Annotated in this window: 17 protein-coding genes; 11 read left to right on the forward strand and 6 right to left on the reverse strand. The window is 69.7% G+C overall.

What is annotated here, in order from left to right; genetic code table 11:
* Positions 1-77: 77 nt before the first annotated feature.
* Entirely contained in the window at positions 78-440 is a 363-nt protein-coding gene (locus MXD60_RS07800; RefSeq protein WP_248818315.1) for a hypothetical protein, read from the reverse strand.
* A gap of 35 nt (positions 441-475) precedes the next feature.
* Here MXD60_RS07800 and MXD60_RS07805 point away from each other — a divergent pair, with 35 nt between their 5' ends.
* The 6 genes from MXD60_RS07805 to MXD60_RS07830 all read left to right on the forward strand — a co-directional run bounded on the left by MXD60_RS07805 (position 476) and on the right by MXD60_RS07830 (position 6308).
* The gene (locus tag MXD60_RS07805) at positions 476-1048 is read left to right on the forward strand and encodes a hypothetical protein (RefSeq protein WP_248818316.1); all 573 of its coding nucleotides are present in this window, start codon (positions 476-478) and stop codon (positions 1046-1048) included.
* Positions 1049-1935: 887 nt separating this feature from the next.
* On the forward strand, positions 1936-3468 hold the full coding sequence (locus tag MXD60_RS07810) for an ATP-binding protein (RefSeq protein WP_248818317.1): 1533 nt from the start codon (positions 1936-1938) through the stop codon (positions 3466-3468).
* A 3-nt stretch (positions 3469-3471) separates the two neighbouring features.
* Positions 3472-3885 (forward strand): roadblock/LC7 domain-containing protein, encoded by a 414-nt coding sequence (locus tag MXD60_RS07815; protein ID WP_248818318.1) that lies wholly within the window; start codon positions 3472-3474, stop codon positions 3883-3885.
* On the forward strand, positions 3882-4256 hold the full coding sequence (locus MXD60_RS07820; protein ID WP_248818319.1) for a DUF742 domain-containing protein: 375 nt from the start codon (positions 3882-3884) through the stop codon (positions 4254-4256). The genes MXD60_RS07815 and MXD60_RS07820 overlap by 4 nt, the downstream gene beginning before the upstream one ends.
* Positions 4237-4881 carry a GTP-binding protein gene (locus MXD60_RS07825; protein ID WP_248818320.1) on the forward strand — a complete coding sequence of 215 codons (645 nt, stop codon included), beginning with the start codon at positions 4237-4239 and terminating at the stop codon, positions 4879-4881. Before MXD60_RS07820 ends, MXD60_RS07825 begins: the two co-directional genes overlap by 20 nt.
* Positions 4882-4883: 2 nt before the next feature.
* Complete coding sequence (locus MXD60_RS07830; RefSeq protein WP_248818321.1) at positions 4884-6308, forward strand: cytochrome P450; 1425 nt, start codon at positions 4884-4886, stop codon at positions 6306-6308.
* A 70-nt stretch (positions 6309-6378) separates the two neighbouring features.
* On the opposite strand, the gene MXD60_RS07835 is transcribed toward MXD60_RS07830, so the two are convergent.
* The 3 genes from MXD60_RS07835 to MXD60_RS07850 form a co-directional block, all read right to left on the reverse strand.
* On the reverse strand, positions 6379-7359 hold the full coding sequence (locus MXD60_RS07835; protein WP_248818322.1) for a terpene synthase family protein: 981 nt from the start codon (positions 7357-7359) through the stop codon (positions 6379-6381).
* Positions 7360-8040: 681 nt separating this feature from the next.
* Positions 8041-8313, reverse strand: a complete 273-nt coding sequence (locus MXD60_RS07840; protein WP_248818323.1) for a hypothetical protein — start codon at positions 8311-8313, stop codon at positions 8041-8043.
* A gap of 618 nt (positions 8314-8931) precedes the next feature.
* The gene (locus MXD60_RS07850; protein WP_248818324.1) at positions 8932-10092 is read right to left on the reverse strand and encodes an ABC transporter substrate-binding protein; all 1161 of its coding nucleotides are present in this window, start codon (positions 10090-10092) and stop codon (positions 8932-8934) included.
* 753 nt (positions 10093-10845) lie between these two features.
* Between MXD60_RS07850 and MXD60_RS07855 the strand changes: the two genes are divergently transcribed.
* Entirely contained in the window at positions 10846-11964 is a 1119-nt protein-coding gene (locus MXD60_RS07855) for an aminoglycoside phosphotransferase family protein (protein ID WP_248818325.1), read from the forward strand.
* A 253-nt stretch (positions 11965-12217) separates the two neighbouring features.
* Positions 12218-12898 (forward strand): TetR/AcrR family transcriptional regulator, encoded by a 681-nt coding sequence (locus tag MXD60_RS07860; RefSeq protein WP_308222398.1) that lies wholly within the window; start codon positions 12218-12220, stop codon positions 12896-12898.
* Positions 12899-12999: 101 nt separating this feature from the next.
* Here MXD60_RS07860 and MXD60_RS07865 read toward each other — a convergent pair whose 3' ends face one another.
* Complete coding sequence (locus MXD60_RS07865) at positions 13000-13344, reverse strand: cupin domain-containing protein (RefSeq protein WP_248818326.1); 345 nt, start codon at positions 13342-13344, stop codon at positions 13000-13002.
* 193 nt (positions 13345-13537) lie between these two features.
* Positions 13538-14632, reverse strand: coding sequence for a phosphotransferase (locus MXD60_RS07870; RefSeq protein WP_248818327.1), 1095 nt, complete (start codon positions 14630-14632; stop codon positions 13538-13540).
* 789 nt (positions 14633-15421) lie between these two features.
* Here MXD60_RS07870 and MXD60_RS07875 point away from each other — a divergent pair.
* The 3 genes from MXD60_RS07875 (at position 15422) to MXD60_RS07885 (ending at position 20573) form a co-directional block, all read left to right on the forward strand.
* A complete protein-coding gene (locus MXD60_RS07875) occupies positions 15422-18241 on the forward strand; it encodes an ABC transporter permease subunit (RefSeq protein WP_248818328.1) in 2820 nt (939 codons plus the stop codon).
* On the forward strand, positions 18241-19362 hold the full coding sequence (locus tag MXD60_RS30255) for an ATP-binding cassette domain-containing protein (RefSeq protein ID WP_308222399.1): 1122 nt from the start codon (positions 18241-18243) through the stop codon (positions 19360-19362). Before MXD60_RS07875 ends, MXD60_RS30255 begins: the two co-directional genes overlap by 1 nt.
* A gap of 86 nt (positions 19363-19448) precedes the next feature.
* Positions 19449-20573, forward strand: a complete 1125-nt coding sequence (locus MXD60_RS07885) for an NDMA-dependent alcohol dehydrogenase (protein WP_248818329.1) — start codon at positions 19449-19451, stop codon at positions 20571-20573.
* The last annotated feature ends 92 nt before the right edge of the window (positions 20574-20665 follow it).

Genomic DNA, 20665 nt, shown 5'->3' on the forward strand with positions numbered 1-20665 from the left:
CCAGCGTGAGGTGACCGACGGCGCGGCGCCGCTGCCGCACGGCGGCCTGGACAGGATCGGAGGTCGACGCGGACCGATCATCGAACTCCCCGCCACCGGGTGCTCCCGGCGTGCTGTCGGGTCGGCGTCGTTCCCGCTGCTGCCGCTGTCACCGGCAGAGACAGGCTGCGCGGCGCTGTGGTCCGCTGGAGCCCGCAGTGGCGCGGGCAGCGCAGCACCGCCAGACCAAGGTCCCACTCGCACTTCGTGATGAACTCCGACAGCCGCCTGCGGTCCGGCGCCAGCCGCCGACGATGGTACTCGTCGAGCAGGAACGCGTGGAACGAGAAGTAACGAGCGCGCTGGGACAGCTCCAGAATGCCGGGCAGCCGGCCTGGCATCAGCCGGTCGGTGGTAATGGTGGTCAGTCCCAGCGGGTCGCGACCAGGCTTCACGTTCAACGACGGGGTTCACCCTCGGCGGTCCGGCGAACCGGGTGCAGTGGGATCATTACCGGCGGGCCAGCCACAGGGAGGATCACCGTGTCCAATGCCCCGACCGACCCCGGCCCCGACCGACCCCGGCCCCGACCGACCCCGGCCCCGAGCAGGCCCCCGACGCCGACCGGGACCCCGCCCCGCCTGCGCCGGACGCCCACGCCGGCACCGATCCGGAGTCGGCCAACCCGTCGCCGGACGGCTCCGCGGAACCGTCGGACGCGCCGTCCGGGGGGCGCCCGCCGCTGCGTCCGGTCGACTGGGACGGCTCGTTCAGCCGCGCCTGGCAGTCCCGCGACGACAACGAGTTGACGAATCGCCTGGCCGCGGAGCATGAGTTCGAGTCGGACCAGCAAGAGCTTGATCAGATGATGCGGGAGTTTCGGGACAAGGCGAACGCGTCGGCGGACGCACGTGCCCGTGAGGAACGGGAGCGTGCGGCGGAGAGGCCAGAGGCTGTCGACGATGCGAGGTCGCATCTGTTCGACAGGCTGGAGGGGTTCGGCCGCCTGTCCGACGAGGCGGAGGCGTCCCCGGACGGTGACGGCGACGGGTCCTCAGCCCCACGCTGACGGGCTGGCCGTGATCGGGACCCGACGGTTCGGCTGGTCACGGGCCGACGCGCAGGTTCCTGGTTGGTCGTTCGGGTGCGGGTGGCCGTTCGGTCGCAGGCGGCTTTTCGGGTGGGGCCGGTCTGTCGGCGTCTGGGTGGTGGGTGGTGTCGGCAAGAGCGCGGCGGGCGCGGATGGTGTCCGGGTGGTGCGGGCCGTGGTCGGGCGTGGCGTTGGTGAGGGCGTCGCAGGACGGTCTCCCCGGCGCGACCACGCCCGTGTTGGGACCGGTCTTCCCGGGCCGATTCCGGAAATGGTGGAGGGCCTGTACCGGTACGGAACGAGTTTTTTCACCGGCCGGGAGCAGGCCATGGCCGAACTACATCGGCCGCCGATCGTAGTTGTGGACCCCGATGAACCACCGGTGTCCGCGCCGAAGTGCGAATTGACATCAATGTCACACAGGGTCGGCGTGCCACGCCCGAAAGATTGGCCGCTAGGTTACCCGGGCGCCGGCAAGCTGGATATATCCGGGGTCGGTGAGCGGAGCGGCGCTTCATCTCCATCAACTTCACCAACACCACGACGCAACCCGCACCCTACGGGGCTTCCCGGGCCAGGTCCTCGACATCCACCATCATCGGACCGGCTGTGCGGGCGTGCGCCCGGCGTATCCGGGGTGCGGGCGTATTTCCGACGCGTCTACGTTCTGATATAACGTCAGACCTGTTCGGAGAGACAGCAGAACCGCCGTATCCGAGCGCTGAGCAACGTAGCCCGGCGCCCGGTCAGAACGCCGTCGGGCCCTCGTCGGCGCGCGAGTCGCTCCGCGGGCCGCGCCGTGATTCTTCTCCCCATACATCCGTCAGTCACCGACACACGCCCACGATCAGACCAAGGTTCTGCGAATGACACGCAAGCGACCGTCACCTCGTGGCACGCAAGGCGGCGACTCCGTCGTCTCCAGCGCCCTGCTACCGCCAGCCCTGACCGCGCTCTGTACGGTCGCGGCTCTCCGCTTCGTCACCCCGGACGCCCGGCCCGCTGTCGCCGTGTGCGGCCTCGTCGCGGTGATCGCGGTCGGCCTGGTCTGCGCCGAGGTGCGCCGCCGCGGGTACGAGATCGTCCAGCTGCGCCGTGAGCAGGCCGCCACCGAGCGGGAGCTGGTGCGCCGGTTGGAGCTGCAGGAGGCCGAGACCAGCCGCCTCGCCATCGAGGTGCTGCCCGCCGCGATCAGCCGGCTGCATCGCGGCGACTCGGTCGAGGAGGCGCTGTCCGGCTCGAGCCAGTCGCCCGACCTCGGCGCCGCCTTCATCAAGGCGCACGACGACGTGGTCCGCTCGGTCCTCGATGCGGTCAAGGCGGAGGAGGACCTGCGTGACTCGGCGCAGCGCGCGTTCGTCAACGTCGCCCGCCGCGTCCAGGCCATCGTGCACCAGCAGTTCCAGGATCTGCGCGAGATGGAGGAGCGACACGGCGCCAGCCCCGACGTCTTCGACGACCTGCTCCGCCTCGACCACGGCACCGCGCTGATCGGCCGGCTCGCGGACTCGCTCGCCGTGCTCGGCGGATCCCGGCCCGGTCGGCAGTGGCAGCATCCGGTGCCGCTGTTCAACGCGCTGCGCGGCGCGATGTCCCGGATCATCGACTACCAGCGCGTCGACCTGTACTCGGTGGTCGAGGTCGCCATCTCCGGACCCGCCGTCGAGCCGCTCGTCCACGCGGTCGCCGAGCTGCTGGACAACGCCACCCGGTACTCGCCACCGCAGACCCGCGTGCACCTGACCGCGGTCGAGGTGCAGTCCGGGATCGCGGTCGAGATCGAGGACGGCGGCGTCGGACTCGGCGAGGAGGCCCGGCTGCGTGCCGAGCGGGTGCTCGCCGAGGTCAGGTCGGACCTCGATCTCGCCGACCTCGGCGAGAACCCGCGCCTTGGCCTCTCCGTGGTCGGCCGGCTCGCGCAGACCCACCGTTTCCAGGTCTCGCTGCGGCCCTCGGCGTACGGCGGCGTGCGCGCCGTACTGATCATCCCCCGCGACCTGGCCACCGCTGTGCCGCTGGCCGCGTCCACCCCGGGCGCCGCGGTCAGGACGAACCGGAACATGCCGGTGCCCGCCGTCGCCCCGCGGCCGGAGGAGCCACGCACCATCAGGACCAACAACAACGGCCTGCCGCAGCGCAGACGCGGCGTCACCGCCTCGCTCGGCGAAAGCCAGAGCCAGATCCTGAGTCAGCAGAGCCTGACCGGGTCGCGCGGGCCGCGGTCGGACCCGTCCCCGCTCCTGTCGACTGTCGCACCCGCACCCGCACCCGCACCCGCCGCGCCACCCTCGCCGCCGCCTGGACTGTGGCTCGCCGCGTTCCAGAACGCGGTCTCCGGCGAGGGCACGAGCACCGAGCACGCCATCGCTGACGACGTGTCGAGGAAGGAAGGCGAGTAGTCGATGGACCACCTGCAACCCAGCATGGACTGGATGCTCAAGGACCTCGCGGACAGCGTGCCGGGCACCCGGCATGTCATCGTCCTGACGTCGGACGGCCTGCGCATGGCCCAGTACAACACCTCGGTGGACACCGCCGACCGGCTCGCGGCCGCGTGCGCCGGACTGCAGAGCCTGTCCGCCGCCGTCGCCACCGAGTTCCCGCTGGGGGACAGGCGGATGCGGCTCGTGGTGATCGAGGTGGGCGGGGGATTCTTCTACCTCATGGCGGCCGGCGCGCGCGCGTACCTCGCGGTGCTGGCCGACGAAGGGGTGGACGCGGGGCTGATGGGGCAGCAGATGCGCAGCCTGGTCGCCCGCATCGGGGAGCATCTCACCAGCCCGCAGCGGATGGAGGAGAGGACGGCGGCCGGGTGAGGCCGCCCCCGGTCAACGACGCCTCCTCCGCCTGGGCACAGGGCGGCCCCGAGCGCCTGTACGTCATCACCGGGGGGCGCAGCGCCTCGGGCCGCCGGGCCGACCTCGACCTGGTCACCCTCGTGGTGACGCGGGCCATGGCCCGGCCGGAGATGCAGCCCGAACACGCGGCCATCCTGCGCATGTGCGACTACCCTCTGTCGATGGCGGAGATCACGGCGTACCTGAGGCTGCCGTTCAGCGTGGTCGCCGTCCTGGTCTCCGACCTGCTCAGGGACTCGTTCGTCGAGGTGCGTGCCGCGGTGCGCGCGGGCGGAACCTCCGACCCCGAACTTCTCAAGGCGGTGATGTATGGGCTCCAGAGGCTCTGAGCCGGCTATCGGACCGGCACACGAGAACACGCTGCCCGCCTCGGTCACCGCCGCGGTCAAGATCGTCGTGGTCGGCGGGTTCGGCGTCGGCAAGACGACCCTGGTCGGCTCCGTCAGCGAGATCAGACCGCTGCGGACCGAAGAGACGATGACCGAGGCCAGCGTCGGCGTGGACGACGTCCGCGGGGTCGAGCAGAAGGGCGCGACCACCGTGGCCATGGACTTCGGCCGCATCAGCATCAACGAGGAACTGGTGCTCTACCTGTTCGGCACGCCCGGACAACAGCGTTTCTGGTTCCTGTGGACCGGCCTGTTTGAGGGAGCCCTCGGCGCGGTCGTCCTGGTCGACACCCGGCGGCTCGAGGCGAGCTTCGACGTCATCGGGCGGCTCGAGGACGGCGGCGTGCCGTTCATCGTGGCCGTCAACGTCTTCCCCGACTCCCCGACCCACCCGCTGGACGAGGTGCGTGCCGCGCTGGACCTGCCGGCTGCCGTACCGATCGTCGCGTGCGACGCGCGCAGCCGGGCCTCGAGCCGGGACACCCTGCTGGCCCTCATGCGCTACCTGTACTGGCTGTCCACCCGATCCGCGGCCCCCGTGGCCGCCTGCGCCGCCACGGAGTAAGCGTGTCACCCTCCACACCCGAATCAGGCGCCGCGATCCCGCCGCAGGAATGCCCCGCGCGGGCGGTCTTCGCGCAGGGAGCGACCCTGACCGCCCTGTACGGCCCGGCGGCGCGGCGCGATCCAGGCGCGGTGTACGAGAAGCTCCGCGCGGAACACGGCGGGATCGCCCCGGTGGAGCTCGAGGGCGGCGTCCCGGCCTGGCTGGTGCTCGGCTACCAGGAGAACACGCAGGTCGCGCGCACCCCGAGCCGGTTCACCCGGGACGCCCGGCTCTGGCGGGACTGGAACGAGGGCAGGATCGCCGCGGACGACCCGCTGCTTCAGCTTCTCGGCTGGCGTCCCGACGTCGTGTCCTACGACGGCGAGGAGCACCGGCGGCTTCGCGCCGCGGTCAACGAGTGCCTGACCAGGTTCGACCGGCACGGCACCCGACGGCACGTGCAGCGCTACGCGAACCAGCTGATCGACGGCTTCGTCGAGGACGGCGCCGCGGACCTGGTGACCCAGTTCGCCGCGTACCTGCCGATGCTCGTGCTGAGCCGGCTGGTCGGCCTGGATGAGGAGCACGGCCCGAAACTGGTCGAGGCCATCGTCGGCATGGTGAGCGGCGGAGAGAAGGCATTCGCCCACAACCAGTACATCATCGGCACCCTGCGGGCACTGACCGAGGAACGGCGCAGGGCCCCCGTGCACGACCTGGCGTCCTGGTTCATCCAGCACCCCTCGGGGCTCAACGACGACGAGGTGTGCGCGCACCTGCGCCTGGTGATCGTGCTGGGCTACGAGGCCACGACGAACCTGGTCTCGAACACGCTGCGGATGGTGCTGACCGACCCCCGCTTCCGTGCGTCGCTCGCCGGCGGGCTCATGACGCTGCCGGACGCGGTCGAGCAGATCCTCTGGGACGACCCGCCGCTGCTGGTGTGCCCGGCGCGGTTCGCCACGCATGACATGCGGTTCGCCGACAGGGAGATCCGCAAGGGCGACATGCTGCTGCTCGGTATCGCGGCGGGCAACGCGGATCCGCAGGTCCGCCCGGACCCGGGCGCGCCGATCCACGGCAACCGCTCGCACCTGGCGTTCAGCCGGGGCCCGCACGAGTGCTCGGGACAGGAGATCGCCCGCGCCATCACCGACACCGGCGTCGACGTGCTTCTCAACCGGCTGCCCGACCTGCATCTCACGGTGCCGGAGGACCAGCTGACCTGGACCGCGTCGACCTGGTCCCGGCACCTTGACGCGCTCCCGGTCACGTTCGCCCCGCGGCGGCGCCCCGCTCCGCAGTCCGCCCCGGCCGCCCGAGTCGAGCGGAGCGCCGCGACGGACGCACGGGCGGCAATGGCCGAGGCGGACGCGCAGGCCGAGGCGGACGCCCGCCGTGGCTTCTGGGCCTCGCTGGTCGACCTGGTCCGCGGTCGGCGTTAGGGGAGACGGCCGGCCGACGTGGCGCCCGGCAGCGATTCCCGGGCGCCACTGCTGTCTTGCCGACCCACTGTCACGCCGCCTGCGGCGAGGTCAGCAGGCGGGATATCTCCTCGCGCGGCGGATCCGTGTCCATCAGCAGCTCGTTGGCGGCGGCCCACGCCTGGTAACCCCAGTTCCAGTCGTCGGCGATCCTGGCACCCATCCGTGCCTGGGCGCGTTCCGCGCCGGTGAACCGAAGCACGTCGCAGGCTGTGTCAAGGCGCTGCTTCGTGGTGTGTATCGACTGGTCAAGCGCGCGCATCTCCTGCTCGCAGCGCGCTCTCGCCGCGTGCCAGTCGCAGCCCTCCTGGTCGCGGATGATCGTGATCAGGTTGCGCGGGTCGGCGCGCTTCGCGTCGCGGACCGAGGAGTAGACGTCGTTGCAGTACACGATGATGTCGCTGGTCAACGTGCGCAGCAGTCGCAACTGGGTGCAGTGGTGGACGTGCGGCGCCAGGTAGGTGCGGTTGGCCTTCTCGCCGAACACCAGGCACAGCGGCACCGCGCCGTTTCCCAGGCGCAGTTCCAGGTACTCCTCGACCGTCGTGTCCAGCCGCCGGTCCCGCATCGCGGCGTAGGCCGCCTGCGTGTTGAAATACCATTCCCAGTGCTCGCGGACCCGAGCCACCCACTGGTCCGGGGAACTGGTGATCTGCCGCGTCCACAGATCATCGAAGATCATCCCCAGGTGGGACCTCGCGGGTCTACCGTAGAGAATCCCGGTGAGTTCCGCGCCGATGACGTTGATGCGGCCGATGTCCGCCGCCAGGTCGTCGGTGAAGTCGTCGTAGATCCGGAAGAAGGCGTGGATGTCGTAGGCGAGTTCCAACTCCGGCAGCGGGGCCAGCGGATACGCCCAGGCAGAAAGTGTGGCGTACCTCTCGGCGCGGGGTGTGTGGACCTGGAGGCGGGTGAGCCATTCGACGGTGTGCGCCAGGGCTTCGGGCGCGTTCCTGTTCGGCTGCCAGGATCGCGCGGCTTCGTGCACGGTGAGGATCTGCTCGCCATTCATCACGTCTTGGCCTGTCTCCTGGTGACGGATCGGGATCATGGATCGCCCGCGCCTACCTGCGGCGCGGCGTCGGGCATGCCTGGAGTCAAGGGGCCTGCGGGCCGCTGCGCGGGGGCGCGCAGGACGGGCAAGGAGAAGCCGTGCTCACCGCTCGTGAGGCCAGATCCGATACAGGGCTACGCCCGCGCGCCATGGGCCTGGAAAGCCCCGCCTGACCAGCACGTGTGACTTCTCCCCAGCCCTAAGAGGCGTTCGATCGCCTTGGCGATGAGCACGTCTGGACCTTGTCGACAAGCGCGCCGTCGCTGCGGCCAGGGAACGCCACCGATCTGTCGACGATCTACAGCGCCCCCGCGGGATTCCACGCCGTTGATGATGGCAGCAAGGACACCCGGCATGCGACTGATTGGCCCAAATACGCTCCTGGTCCCGACCGTCTTGTTCGCAGCCTCGCCGCGGAGCGGGCGACCTACCGGCTGCACATGCGACTCGGCCTTTGGGACGCACACAGCACATGACGTCGCCTTCTGCGCGTTACCGAGGATGGAAGGTCAGGGACCAGCAGGCCTGACCCCTGGGCGGTGATTCCGGCTCAAGCAGGCGGGGGCCCGGAAGAAGGTCGCGCCGCTCCGCCTCACCCGCCAAGAGATCAACTACATGGTCGAGGGCCCTGCGCAGGGATCATCCCCGCCCTCCTGAGCACGTTGGCGCGACCATCGTTTTCGCTCTGTCAACCGCGGCCGCGTCCACCCATCGTCTCGCCTCCAGGGACCGCCGACCGCTCTCGATCCCGACCCGGGCGTGGAAGTCGGCGACGGCGACCGCGACCTCGTTCCCCGACCGCACCACCGCCGGGGACGCGCCCGGGTGCAGCAGCACCTTCCTGTCAGCCGTGCCGACCGCCGAATCCACGCGGGCCATCAGACGCTCGGTGGTGCGTGAGACGAGTGCCATCCGCTTCTGCCGGGCCCACGCCCAGGGCCGATCCGAGCCTGGGCAGTCCGAGATCCTTCGACGGCAGTCCTTCGGAGACGAGGAAGCGTTCGACAGCCGCCGGCCTCCCGATGACCGCCAGGCCGTCGCCGTCGCTGATCAGCTCGATGTCGTCATCGTCGCCGGTCCATCCGTGGGCCTGCGGGCCGGTGGGATCCTCGGCCAGGGCCAGGGCCAGGGCCCGGGGGAGGTACGCGATGCCGTCGATCGGTCCGATTCGCTGGGCGACGCCGTCACCGGCGATGATGGTGGCGGGTGCGGTGCGGGCGACGGTGGTGCGCAGCTGCGGGTCGGCGAGCCGGTAGTTGATGGGGACGAACGGCCGGCCGGTGATCGCTGCGGCATCCCAGGTTCCACCTGCGCTTCACCCCGACCTCGTCCTCGTCGAGGCCGACATCCGTAAGTGGATCAACGCCTGGAACAAGGACCCCAGGCCGTTCGTCTGGGCCAGGACCGCCGACGAGATCCTCGAGACCCTCGGCGCCTACTGCCAACGAATTAACGACTCAGGACACTGGTGCCTTGGCCGACGGTGCTGCCGCACAGGGCCTGTTTCTAGTGCCAGGACCGAACGAGTGTTCAGGGTGCGATCTCCTTGCCGCAGAGCTGCGGGCCCATCACGTTGTACCCGGTGCCTGTGGGATTGACCTGAACGAACGTGTAGCAGGTCACCGGCCGGCCGAGGTTGGTCTTGAAGTTGACCGGGCTGATCAGACCGCCGGCGTCATAGTTGGTGACAGACCGAAGGCCATTGATGAAGCTCTGCCGGGTGGGGCAGTCGCCAGCGGCCTCCAGGCCGCGGACGAACGTGTCCGCCACGATGTAGGACAGGACGGCAATGTCCTGGTTGGGCTGGGTGATCTGGGGTGCGTAGCGTGCCATCGCGGCGGAGTAGGCGTCGATCGCGGGGCCACCGGCCTCGAAGGGAAGGTGGAAGACCGGCGTAATGATGCCGGCCACCTGGGGACCGTAGGTTCGCAGTAGTTGCTGGTCATAGCCGCCGGAGGAAATCATGACCTTTGGATTCTTTCCGGCGGAACGCAGCAGGTTCAGCAGCTGGACGGTCTCAGGGTTCCCCATCATGCTGACGACGGTGTCCGGACCAAGGGCGATCACCTTCGCCGCGAGCCCCTGGATGCTGTCGGTGCTCGTGTTGAAGTTCAACGTGTTGAGGATGGGAATGCCGGCGGCTTCCAGGCTCTGGTAGTACTGCGCTGCCGGATTGGTAAGGCCCGCGGAGAGCGCCGGCTGAACGATGACGGCTCGGGTGCCGCCCTGCGACTTCACGAACTGCCCGTAGGTGTCCACGGCCGCGGAGCTGTCGTAGACGAACGAGAACATGTTCCGGTACTGCGACCAGATCTTCTCGATTGCCAGACCGGAGACGGGTACTCCTTGGTCAGCCAGGTACTGCGCGCTTCCGCTCGCGGTGAGTGACGTTTCGAGGAGGCCAAAAACGTGTTGCTGCTCGACAAGATCTCGGGCGCCCACGTAGTTCGCCACCGTCGATCCCCGATCGTCTCGCCACTCCAGGGTGATTTTACGACCGTGGACGCCGCCCGCCGCATTCGTGACTCCGAAGCGAGCGTCGATGGCGGAACGGACGGAGAGGAATCCGGAGGCGAGTGGCCCGCTGTCGGGAAGGAGCAGGCCGGCCTTGATTTCGTTCTGCGTGACTCCTGGGCTGGAGCAGGCGGGCGTGGCCGGGGTGTCCGAACTGGAGCAACCGACCGCGGCCACCAGGAGCAACACTGCGGACACTAGGCGTAAAGCATGGTGACGTGAAGACACAGCGCTCCCCGAAGGCCGGCCCGGCTGGAAGATTTATCCGCATTTAAGGTGGAACGTAGGTGATGCCATCGGCTTGCGGGTCACCGGAGGACGGTTGGCCGCGTGGTAATGGAGCGCGGCCATGTCCTCGAACTCTGGCCGACAAGGGGATATTAGCCAGATGATCCTCGATGGATAATGACAGTCAGGCAGGTCCGTCTTGTCCTGCCATGTCGCCGATGTCGGCGTCGTCGTTGGTAGTGGGGACCTCGGACTGTCGGTATCGTTACCTCCCCCTGATCGTCATGTCGGATTGGATCTTTGATTATCCTTCTGCATGTGTTGCGGGTCACAAATGTTGCGGCGAGGCTCACCGCCTTCGATGCCAACGTCAACAACGGGTGGGACGTGGCGGCCCGCCGCTGCCGCGCCCTCGCTGTGCTGGTCGTGGGCCGCGTCCATGGGTTGGTGTTGGCCGGCACGCCGGACGTTCGCCCTGTCTGGCGCGGAGGTTGGCGACCGGGCAATATTGACGTCGATGTTAATAGAACGCTATGTTGCCCGTCGTGGCTGAGGCGCCGCGTGCAGTCCCCAAGGCTGGAGGCGACATGTATCCAGATAGCTATTCGATTCCGCCGCGAATCGGACGAGTGCGGTGACCGCGGAACCATGGCGTCGGCACCCAGGAACGACGTTCACGCAACCGGGCGTCGGGCTGGAGCCATGAGCGGGGAGCCTGACGTGGGCGGGTCGGCCCACCCCTTCGGCGCAACCCGGGTCGTCGACGACCCGGCCGAGATCACGCCGGCGTGGATGACCGACGTCCTCCGTGCGGGCGGGAGCGACGTCGAGGTCACCGGCCTGCGCTACGAACCCGTCGGCACGGGACAGACCGCCGTCAGCTACCGCTTCCACCTCGATCTCAAGCCGGGCCAGACCAGCCGCGGGCCGCGGAGCGTGGTGGTGAAGATGGCCGCCGGCTCCACGGACGTCCGCCGTCGGCTGCGGCGCGCCTACCGCAGCGAGGTCGGCTTCTACGTCGCCTTCGCCTCGCGCGCGCTGATCCGGGTGCCCCACTGCTGGAGCGCCGCGCTCAGCGAGGACCGGCTGCGCTTCACCCTGGTGCTGGAGGACGTCCGGCCGGCACGGGCCGGCAGGCAGGTCGAGGGCTGCACGCTCGCCGAGGCGACCCTCGCCGTCGAGAACCTCGCGGGCCTGCACGCACCGTTCTGGAACGAGACGGACCTCGTGGCGCAGGCCGACTGGCTGATCGAGCTCGACGACGCCGGCCTGGCGATCCTCGGCAAGACGGCCGTCGCGGCCGCCGCCGACTTCACCGCGCGGTACCACGCCGATCTCGGGCCGCGCGACGTCGGCGTCCTTCGGCGCGCGGCCGAACTCGTCGCCGGCTGGGGGAATCGCATGTCGTCCCACCGGTCCCTGGTCCATGGGGACTACCGACTGGACAACCTCCTGTTCCTGGGCGACGGCGAGCAGCGGACAGTCGACTGGCAGACCGTCGAGGTCGGCCTGCCCGGCCGCGATCTCGCCTACTTCCTCTCCACCGCCCTGGCACCCGCCGACCGGCGGTCGCACGAGGCAGGGCTCGTTGCCGCCTATCACCGGCGCCTGCTGGCACACGGGGTCACCGGCTATTCCGCGGACGACTGCTTCGAGGACTACCGCTGCGGCATGCTGCAGGGACCGGTGATCACGATGATCGGCTGCGTCTTCGCGAGCGCCCCACGGACGGCCAGTTCCGACCGGATGTTCCTGTCGATGGCAGCCAACGTGTCGGCCGCCATCGACGAGCTGGGAGTGCTGGACCTGCTCGCGGCCTAGCTACACGATGGCCTGATGGGCGTGACGACCGCGTCACACCGTGGTGAGAGCCCTTGGTTCTACCGAGACGAGAAATACCGTACCCCGAGTAGTGAGGGTATCGTTCTACCGAGGCGGTGACGCCGAGCCACGGACGATCGGCTGAGAGGCGCGCGGGCGGGTGCGGGCGGGTGCGGGCGAGCCTGGCACGTCTCGTGTTGGGTGTCGCTTCACGTCTCGGGACTTTGATGCGGGTGAGGACGGGTGCACTGTCGTGAGTGCTGACAACGTCTCGACGGTGCCCTGGGTCGAGCGAGCCGTTGACCGATCGCCGACGGTGCAGCGTTCGCGGACGCGCAGCATGCAGCAGGCGACGAATCTCGTCGAGGCCGCCGAGCGGTTGATCGCGACGAAGGGCGCCCGGTTCACGACCCAGGAGCTCGTGAAGGAGGCCGGTGTCGCGATGCAGACCTTCTACCGTCACTTCGCGGGCAAGGACCAGCTACTGCTGGCCGTGGTCGAAGATCTGATCACCCGTGAGGTCGCGGGCTTCCAGGAGGCCGCGAGCGGCATAGCGGACCCGCTCTCCCGACTGCGCAGCTACATCGTGGCCGCGCTGACCACCCTGGGCACCCAGAGCAGTGAGAGCGCCGGATCGCAGTTCATCACGACCGAGCACTGGCGGCTCCACCAGCAGTACCCGGAGGAGATGGCCCACGCCACCCGGCCGTTCGCGGACCTCGTCGCAGGTGAACTCGACGCGGCCAGGCAGGCAGGTCTGCTCGACCCGAGCGATGTGGAGCAGGACGCGGAGTTGGTGGCCAGGCTGGTCATGTCCGTTTATCACCACTACGCCTTCGCGACGGCCGCGGAGCCGATGGAGGTGATCGGCGAACGTCTGTGGAGGTTCTGCCTCCGAGGTCTTGGTGGCAACCCCAGCGGGGACGGTGCCTGACCGGGGTCGTGGATCGAGGCGGTCCCGTGCGCTGACGGCGGGAGTTCGCGCGACCGTACCGGCACCGGACAACGGAATGTCCGGTCATGGCCGAAGGAGGGTCAGCCGGCGGATTCGCCCGAGACCACGTCGCCTGTCCAACCCTGGGCGATCATCTTCTCGAAATGATCCATCACCATCTGCAGCGGTGCCGCTGGATTGAACTCGAGGCACTCGCTGTCCTCCTCGTAGATCAGCGAGTGACCGGCCGGGAAGAAGTACACATCTCCGGCCACCGCGACTTCCTCCGGCAGGTCGCTGCCCGGATACACCGCACGCAACCGACCGCTGAAGACGTAGCCGTAGTGCGGGCACGGACAGAGACCGTCCGGTAGTCCCTGATACGCCGGCGTGCAGTCCACTGCCCCGGTGACCGTGTAACCGACCTCCATCTCGCCCCACTGCACGGAACGAAACCCGGTACTCGGCCACCGGCCGCCACCGTTCGCCGGCAGTTCCGTCGCTCGGCTCACAGGCATTGCCACTACTCCATCGTCGGGTGGTGGGCGGAATCTGGCGATGGGGCCGATATCTATATCGACGTCAACATTAGCAACTATGGTGTTGGCCGGCAACCGGTGTTGGACGCCACCGGCCCGCTCACGGCGTGGGGATCGGGTCGACGGCGGTGAACGCGTGGTGGTCGGCGGCCGCGGTGCCGAGGCGTTCGAGGAGCACGCTGGTCACCTCCGGGTCGACCAGCTGGGTGATGCCCCACAGGTAGAAGCCGTACAGGATGCCGCGGCGAAGACCCAGCAGAGCGTCGTCCCACGAGGGTGCGGCGATGCCGGCGGCGCTCAGCCGGTCGAGATAGTGGCGCAGCAGATCCCCCTCGGTGCGTCGGCGGTCAGCCACCGTGAGGGCGGACGCGATGTGGTAGCCGACGTCGAGGTACCACGGACCACGCTGCACGAGCTGCCAGTCCGCGAAGGACGGCCGGCCGTCGCCGTCGAGGTAGAGATTGCCGACGTGCGGATCGCCGTGGATGACGCTCCACACCGGCGACGTCCGGGTGCCCTCGGCGAGGGCGCGGAAGGCGCTGACGAGCCGCTCGGCATCCCGCGTCCGCTCGGGGACGGCGGCTCCCACCCAGCTCTCGAAGTTGCCGCGGATCTCCCTGACCCCCCTGCCCGCGAGGAGTCCGGTCAGCCGTGGGTCGAGCCACCCGGCGCCGGCAAGCGAGGGATCACCCCAGGTCGCGGCGTGCAGCCTGGCCAACTCCGCCAGACTGTCCGCGGCCTGCTCCGGCGTGTAGGCGTACCGGCCGTCGAGGAAGACACCCCCGGCGGCGACCGCGTCCTCGGTGATGATCACGTTCGCGTCCGTGTCGGGATCCAGAGCTGAATACACGCTGCGAAGGGTGCGGATGCCGGTGGGCGCGGCCAGGTCCCGGTAGAAGCGGGCCTCCGGCTTCCCGGTGAACCGGACCGGCCAGCCGACCGCGGTGAAATAGCCCTTGATGCAGAGGTCCGGCGAGAGTCCGGCGGGGACTCCACCCGCGCAGTCGATGTGGAACCTGGCGTTGGTCGATAACCGGCTCACCACCGGGCCGCGGGTCACCGAGGTCACTTTGATCCCGGGAAACCGGGTGTCCAGGGCCGCAGTGATCCAGTCGGTGGATAACGCCTCGTCGAGATTCTCGGGAATACTGGGACGGCGGGCGGCAGGCAGGTCTCCCTGTGCGGGACCGGGCACGGTCACGTCCTCTCGGGGAAGGCGGTCGAAATAACGTTCTGAACCGTTGGACGACGATGGCATCATCGGCCGGAGCATTTTGTCGCGCGGCCTTTTGGATGGCGCGACGGCGCTCGGGATTGGTTTACCGAAAGTCGCCCGCGGCTCGACCGGAGCGTTCCTGGCAATAGTCAGAAAGGCCGGTGGGCCACACTGCGGTCGAGTCTGACGGCGGTGCCGCCGGCCGTCAACACGTCATCGCCGTCAGCGGTCGAGGTTCCGGGTCGGTGTGCGCCAGGGGCCGTCCCGGTCCGCCCGGCATGGACCAGGGAGCGGTGGGGAGTCGGGGGTCGAACCGGGCGCGGAGCCGGGGTGGTCGCCCCCGCGATCACGCGGCGCGCCGGCCGGTGGCGTGGTCTCCCGCCACTGGTCGGCGGCGTGCGACCAGTCGTGCGAAACTCAATATTGACCCCGATGTTGACTTTCTCACGCCCGGTGGTCAGCATCGGTCTCCCGGGCGTGTCCAGTCGGCCTCGACGTGGGTCTTTGCACCGTAGCCCCATGCCCCGGCGGCGACGGAGTGCTGGGCGACAACGTGGCGCGGCGAGCCGACGCGCCGCAGGAAGGAACGGGCCACATGGTGCGGGCGGAGCGCTCGTCACACACGGACAGCTTCACGTTACCAAAAGTGGGTGGTGTGACCGGGACGGTCACGTACTCGAACGGGTCCGGCGGGACCAGGTGGCCTGCCGAGCCGGTCATCTCGGCGGCGCCGGTGCGCAACCAACAGGACACAGTCGGGAGTTCGCGATGAACGATGTCGGCTCACTCCTCCTCGGCCTGGGCAACGGCGGGGTGTACGCGGCGCTCGCGCTGGCGCTCGTCCTGACGTTCCGGAGCTCGGGAGTCATCAACTTCGCGACGGGCGCGGTCGCCCTGTTCGTCGCCTACTCGTACGCCTATCTGCGCAGCGGAAAGCTGCTCATCCTGTTACCCGGGTTGCCGACCTCGGTGAACGTGGGAGGGGACTGGGGGTTCGCCCCGGCGCTGCTGGTCGCGCTCGTGTTCGGGGCGCTGCTGGGCGCGGTGCTGTATGGGCTGGTGTTCCGGCCGCTGCGCGACGCGCCGCCGCTGGCGCGGGCAGTCGCCTCGCTCGGGGTCCTGGTCGTGATCCAGTCGGTGATGGTGGTCCGGGTGGGTACCTCCCCGGTGAGCGTGGAGACGATTTTCCCGTCGGACCGCTGGGAGTTCGGCTCGCTGACACTGTTGTCCGACCGATTCTACCTCGCGGTGACGGTCGTCGTACTGACCGTCATGCTCGCGGCGATGTACCGGTTCACCCGGTTCGGGCTGCTGACGCGCGCGGCGGCCGAATCGCAGGTCGGTGCCTACGTCAGCGGAATCTCCCCGGACCGGGTGGCGCTGTACAACTGGATGATCAGCGGCACGGTCGCCGGCGCGGCCGGCATCCTGATCGCCCCGCTGAGCCCGCTGTCGCCGACCACGTACACCCTGTTCGTGGTGCCGGCTCTCGCCGCGGCCGTCGTCGGCAACTTCCAGAACCTGATCGCGACGGTGGCTGCCGGTGTGATCATCGGGATGGTGCAGTCCGAGGCGCTCACGCTCGCCGCCGACCACTCCTGGATGCCGAGCTCGGGCTCGGCGGAACTCGTCCCCCTGCTTGTGATCATGATTGCGCTGCTGGTCACCGGCAGGGGAATCCCCCTGCGCGGCGGGCTGGTCCGCCAACCCCTGGGGCGGGCACCCCGGCCGCGCAGGCTGACCGTGCCGACGTTGGTGGGCGCGGCGGTGGGCGTGGTCGCGCTGCTGGTCACGGACGGCACCTGGCGGGCAGCGGTGATCGCCACGTTCATCTTCGCGATCATCGGCCTCTCGCTGGTCGTCGTCACCGGCTTCGCCGGGCAGGTGTCCCTGGCGCAGCTCGCCCTGGCCGGCACCGCGGCGTTCACGCTGTCCGGGCTCACCCAGAGCTGGCACGTGCCCTTCCCGTTCGCGCCGCTGCTCGCCGCCCTCGCGGCCACCGTGCTCGGCGTGGTGATCGGGCTACCGGCGCTGCGAGTGCGCGGGCTGACGCTCGGGATCGTCACGCTCGCGTTGGCCTACGCGATCGAGGCCGTCTGGTTCCGTAACACCGACATCGTCGGGAGCGACGGCGGGAAGGTCGCCACGCCGAAGCTGTTCGGCTGGAATCTGGGCATCGGCACCGGCGACGCCTTCCCGCGGATCCAGTTCGGGCTGCTATGCCTGCTGGTCCTGGTCGCGGTCGCGTGGGGCGTCGCCCGGCTGCGGATGAGCGCGCTCGGCTCCGCGATGCTGGCCGTGCGGGCCAACGAACGCTCGGCCGCCGGGATCGGCGTCAACGTCGTCCTGGTCAAGCTGACCGCGTTCGCGATGGCCTCGTTCATCGCCGGACTCGGCGGCAGTCTGCTGGCCTACCGGCGTGGCATCGTCACCTACGACTCGTTCACCGCGATCGGCGGGCTCACGCTGCTCTCGACCGCCTACCTGGCCGGTGTCACCTCGGTGTACGGCGGCATCACCGCCGGTATCGCCGCCAGTTCGGGCATCATCTTCCTCGCCTTGGACAAGTGGCTGAACTTCGGTGACTGGTTCTCGGTGGTCTCCGGACTCGGCCTGATTCTGGTCCTGATCTGCTACCCGGAGGGAGTCGCGAGCAGCGGGCACGAGCTCGTCGCCCGCGTCGAGAAACGGTTGCGCGGCAGCCGCGGGCGGACACCGGCCCCGGCGGAACCCGCGGCGGCGGAGCCCCTGCGGGCCAAGGACGATCCGATCACCGCGGCGCAGGACGGCGTCCTGCCCCTGGCCGCCGCGGCCGAGGCGGATCCGGCGGTCGAGCCGAAGAGCACCGCGCCGCTGCGGGTCGCCGACCTCACCGTCCGGTATGGCGGGGTCGTCGCCGTGTCCGACGTGTCGCTGACCGTCGAACCCGGAAAGATCGTCGGGCTTATCGGCCCGAACGGCGCGGGCAAGACCAGCGTCATTGACGCGATCACCGGGTTCGCCCGGGCCTCCGGTTCCGTGCGACTCGGTGACGAGCAGCTGGACGGCGTTGCCTCCTACCTCCGGGTGAAACACGGGCTGGCCCGAACCTTCCAGTCCCTCGAGCTCTACGACGACCTCACCGTCACGGAGAACGTCAGCGCCGCCCTCGCGGGTGTGCGCGGCGAGCAGCGCCACCGCACCCTGGCCGCCGCGCTGGACCTTGTCGGCATCGCCGGCATCGCCGAGCGGCCCGCCGGTGAACTCAGCCAGGGCGAACGCCAGCTGGTGTCGATCGCCCGCGCGATCGCCACCCGCCCGGAGATCCTCCTGCTCGACGAACCCGCCGCCGGGCTGGACTCCACCGAGTCGGTCTGGCTCGGTGAGCGCATCCGCTCCATCAGTCGCAGCGGCGTCGGTGTGCTTCTCGTGGACCACGACGTGGCCCTCGTACTCGACGTCTGCGACCACATCTACGTTCTCGACTTCGGCAAGGTCATCGCCGCCGGCGACGCGGCGGCGATCCGCGCGGACCGGGCCGTCGCTGATGCGTACCTGGGCAACGTCCACGACGCCGAAACACCCTCCGACATGCTGGTGGTGGCCTAGTGACAACCGGACTCCTGTGCGCGGGGCTGGCCGGGGGGCACGGTCCCTCCGAGGTGTTCCGCGACCTCGACCTGACCGTCGAGCCCGGGACGGTGCTGACCCTGCTCGGGCCCAACGGCGCGGGCAAGACCACGCTGCTGCTCACCCTGGCCGGCGTGCTCCCGGCCCGCGCCGGGACGATCGAGGTCGACGGCGTGCGCCTGCCGAGCGGCCGGCCCCACTCCGCGAACCGCGCCGGCGTCGTCCTCGTCCCCGACAACCGGGCGCTGTTCACCAGCCTCACCGTCGAGGACAACCTGCGGGCCGCGGCGCGCCGCGACGGGCCTAAGCCCCGCGCGATGCTGGAGACCTTTCCCGACCTGGAGAAGCGCTGGGACGTTCCCGCCGGCGCGCTGTCCGGCGGTGAGCAGCAGATGGTCGTGATGGCCCGGGCGCTGATCCAGAAGCCGAAGGTCCTGCTCGTTGACGAGCTCAGCATGGGACTGGCCCCGCTGATCGTCCAGTCCCTGTTCCGGACCCTGCGGCAGGTCGCCGAGGAGTACGGCTGCGCCGTGGTACTCGTCGAGCAGCACGTCCGCATGGCGCTGGGGATGGCCGACCAGGCCGCTGTCCTCAACCGCGGCGGGATCGTCCTGTGGGGCGCGGCCGCCGAACTCGCCGCCGATCCGCAACGCATCGAGGCCGCCTACTTCGGCGTGCGCGAGTCCGTGGACAAGGCCGAGTCCGTGGCCGTGGCCGTGGACAAGACCGAGCCCGAGTCCGTGGCCGTGGACAAGTCCGAGTCCGAGTCCGTGGACAAGACCGAGCCCGAGCCCGTGGACAAGGCCGAGTCCGAGTCCGTGGCCGTGGACAAGTCCGAGTCCGTGGCCGTGGACAAGCCCGAGCCCGTGGCCGTGGCCGTGGCCGTGGACGAGGCCGAGCCCGTGGACGAGGCCGAGCCCGTGGACGAGGCCGAGCCCGTGGACGAGGCCGAGCCCGTGGCCGTGGACGAGGCCGAGGCCGTGGACAAGGCCGAGTCCGAGCCCGTGGCCGTGGACAGGGCCGAGTCCGAGTCCGTGGACAGGGCCGAGGTCACGACTGAGCGTGAGGCCGGTGCCACGGCCTCGGCCGCCTCGAGCTGACAGACCTGGCCGGACCGCCTCCGGGGAGGGCCGGCGGGCGACGGTCATCCGATGACAACGAAACCCGATGATGTGGAGGGAACCCCGTGCTCACCAGGGCAGCGGTCCTGTTCGACCAGCCAGGAAGCTGGGAGATCGTCGACGTGGAGCTCGAGCCTCCGCAGCAGGACGAGCTGCTCGTCCGGATGGTGGCCGGCGGGATGTGTCACTCCGACGACCACATCGCGACGGCGGACCTGCCTCTTCCCGCGGGCGCGCTGCCGCTGGCGGGTGGCCACGAGGGCGCGGGGGTCGTCGAGGAGGTTGGTCCGCACACGTCCGGGTGGAAGGTCGGCGATCATGTCGTCCTGTCCTTCCTGTCGACCTGCGGGCTGTGCCGCTGGTGTGCCTCGGGCATGCAGAACCTGTGCGACAACGGTGCGCGCGTGCTGTCGGGCATGCGCGCCGACGGCAGCCGGCGGATGTCCATCGACGGGCGTCCCGTCGGACAGGCCGCCGGCGTGGCGGCGTTCAGCGAGTACTCCACGGTCTCGGTGCAGTCGGCCGTCCGCTGCCCGGACGACGTCCCGTTGGAGCTTGCCTGCCTGACGAGCTGCGGGGTGCCGACCGGCTGGGGAGCCGCGGTCCGATCCGCCGAGGTGCGCCCGGGCGACGTCGTCATCGTCATGGGCGTGGGCGGGATCGGGATGAACGCCGTCCAGGGCGCCGCCCATGCCGGCGCCTCGACGGTGATCGCGGTCGATCCGGTCGAGTTCAAGCGGGAGGCGGCGCTGAAGCTCGGCGCCACCCATGCCGTCGCCACCATGGCCGAGGCGACGGACATCGCCCGCGGGCTCACCAACGGTCAGGGCGCGGACTCCTGCATCATCTGCGTGGGTGTGACCAGCGGTGACCAGGTCGCGGCGGGCGTCGACGCGATCCGCAAGGCCGGCACGTGCGTCCTGGTCGGCATGGGCAAGGCCGCGCTGGACGTGGGCATCCCGATCTCCGTGCGCCATGTCGTCCTGTACCAGAAGCGGCTGCAGGGTTCGCTGTTCGGCGCCTCCAACCCCTCCCGCGACATTCCCGCGCTGCTGGAGCTCTACCGCCAGGGGCGGTTGAAGCTGGACGAGCTGATCACGACGCGGTACGCCCTGGATGAGATCAACAAGGGCTACACGGAGATGCGTGACGGCACGAACATCCGCGGAGTCGTGATTCACGGAAAGTAATCGTACGGGTGGCATCCGTATGTGGTCGGGTATGGCTGGTGGGCGGCGATGTCGCGGCCTTGGCGAGGCCATCTCTGTCGTGGCGGCAGGGC

Source organism: Frankia sp. AgB32, assembly GCF_023243045.1.
Taxonomy (GTDB): domain Bacteria; phylum Actinomycetota; class Actinomycetes; order Frankiales; family Frankiaceae; genus Frankia.

Coding starts and splice junctions, on each gene's coding strand:
- MXD60_RS07835 (WP_248818322.1), bottom strand. CDS start 7,359: ATGAATGGCGAGCAGATCCTCACCGTGCACGAAGCCGCGCGATCCTGG.
- MXD60_RS07810 (WP_248818317.1), top strand. CDS start 1,936: ATGACACGCAAGCGACCGTCACCTCGTGGCACGCAAGGCGGCGACTCC.
- MXD60_RS07815 (WP_248818318.1), top strand. CDS start 3,472: ATGGACCACCTGCAACCCAGCATGGACTGGATGCTCAAGGACCTCGCG.
- MXD60_RS07840 (WP_248818323.1), bottom strand. CDS start 8,313: ATGGCACTCGTCTCACGCACCACCGAGCGTCTGATGGCCCGCGTGGAT.
- MXD60_RS07855 (WP_248818325.1), top strand. CDS start 10,846: ATGAGCGGGGAGCCTGACGTGGGCGGGTCGGCCCACCCCTTCGGCGCA.
- MXD60_RS07825 (WP_248818320.1), top strand. CDS start 4,237: ATGGGCTCCAGAGGCTCTGAGCCGGCTATCGGACCGGCACACGAGAAC.
- MXD60_RS07875 (WP_248818328.1), top strand. CDS start 15,422: ATGAACGATGTCGGCTCACTCCTCCTCGGCCTGGGCAACGGCGGGGTG.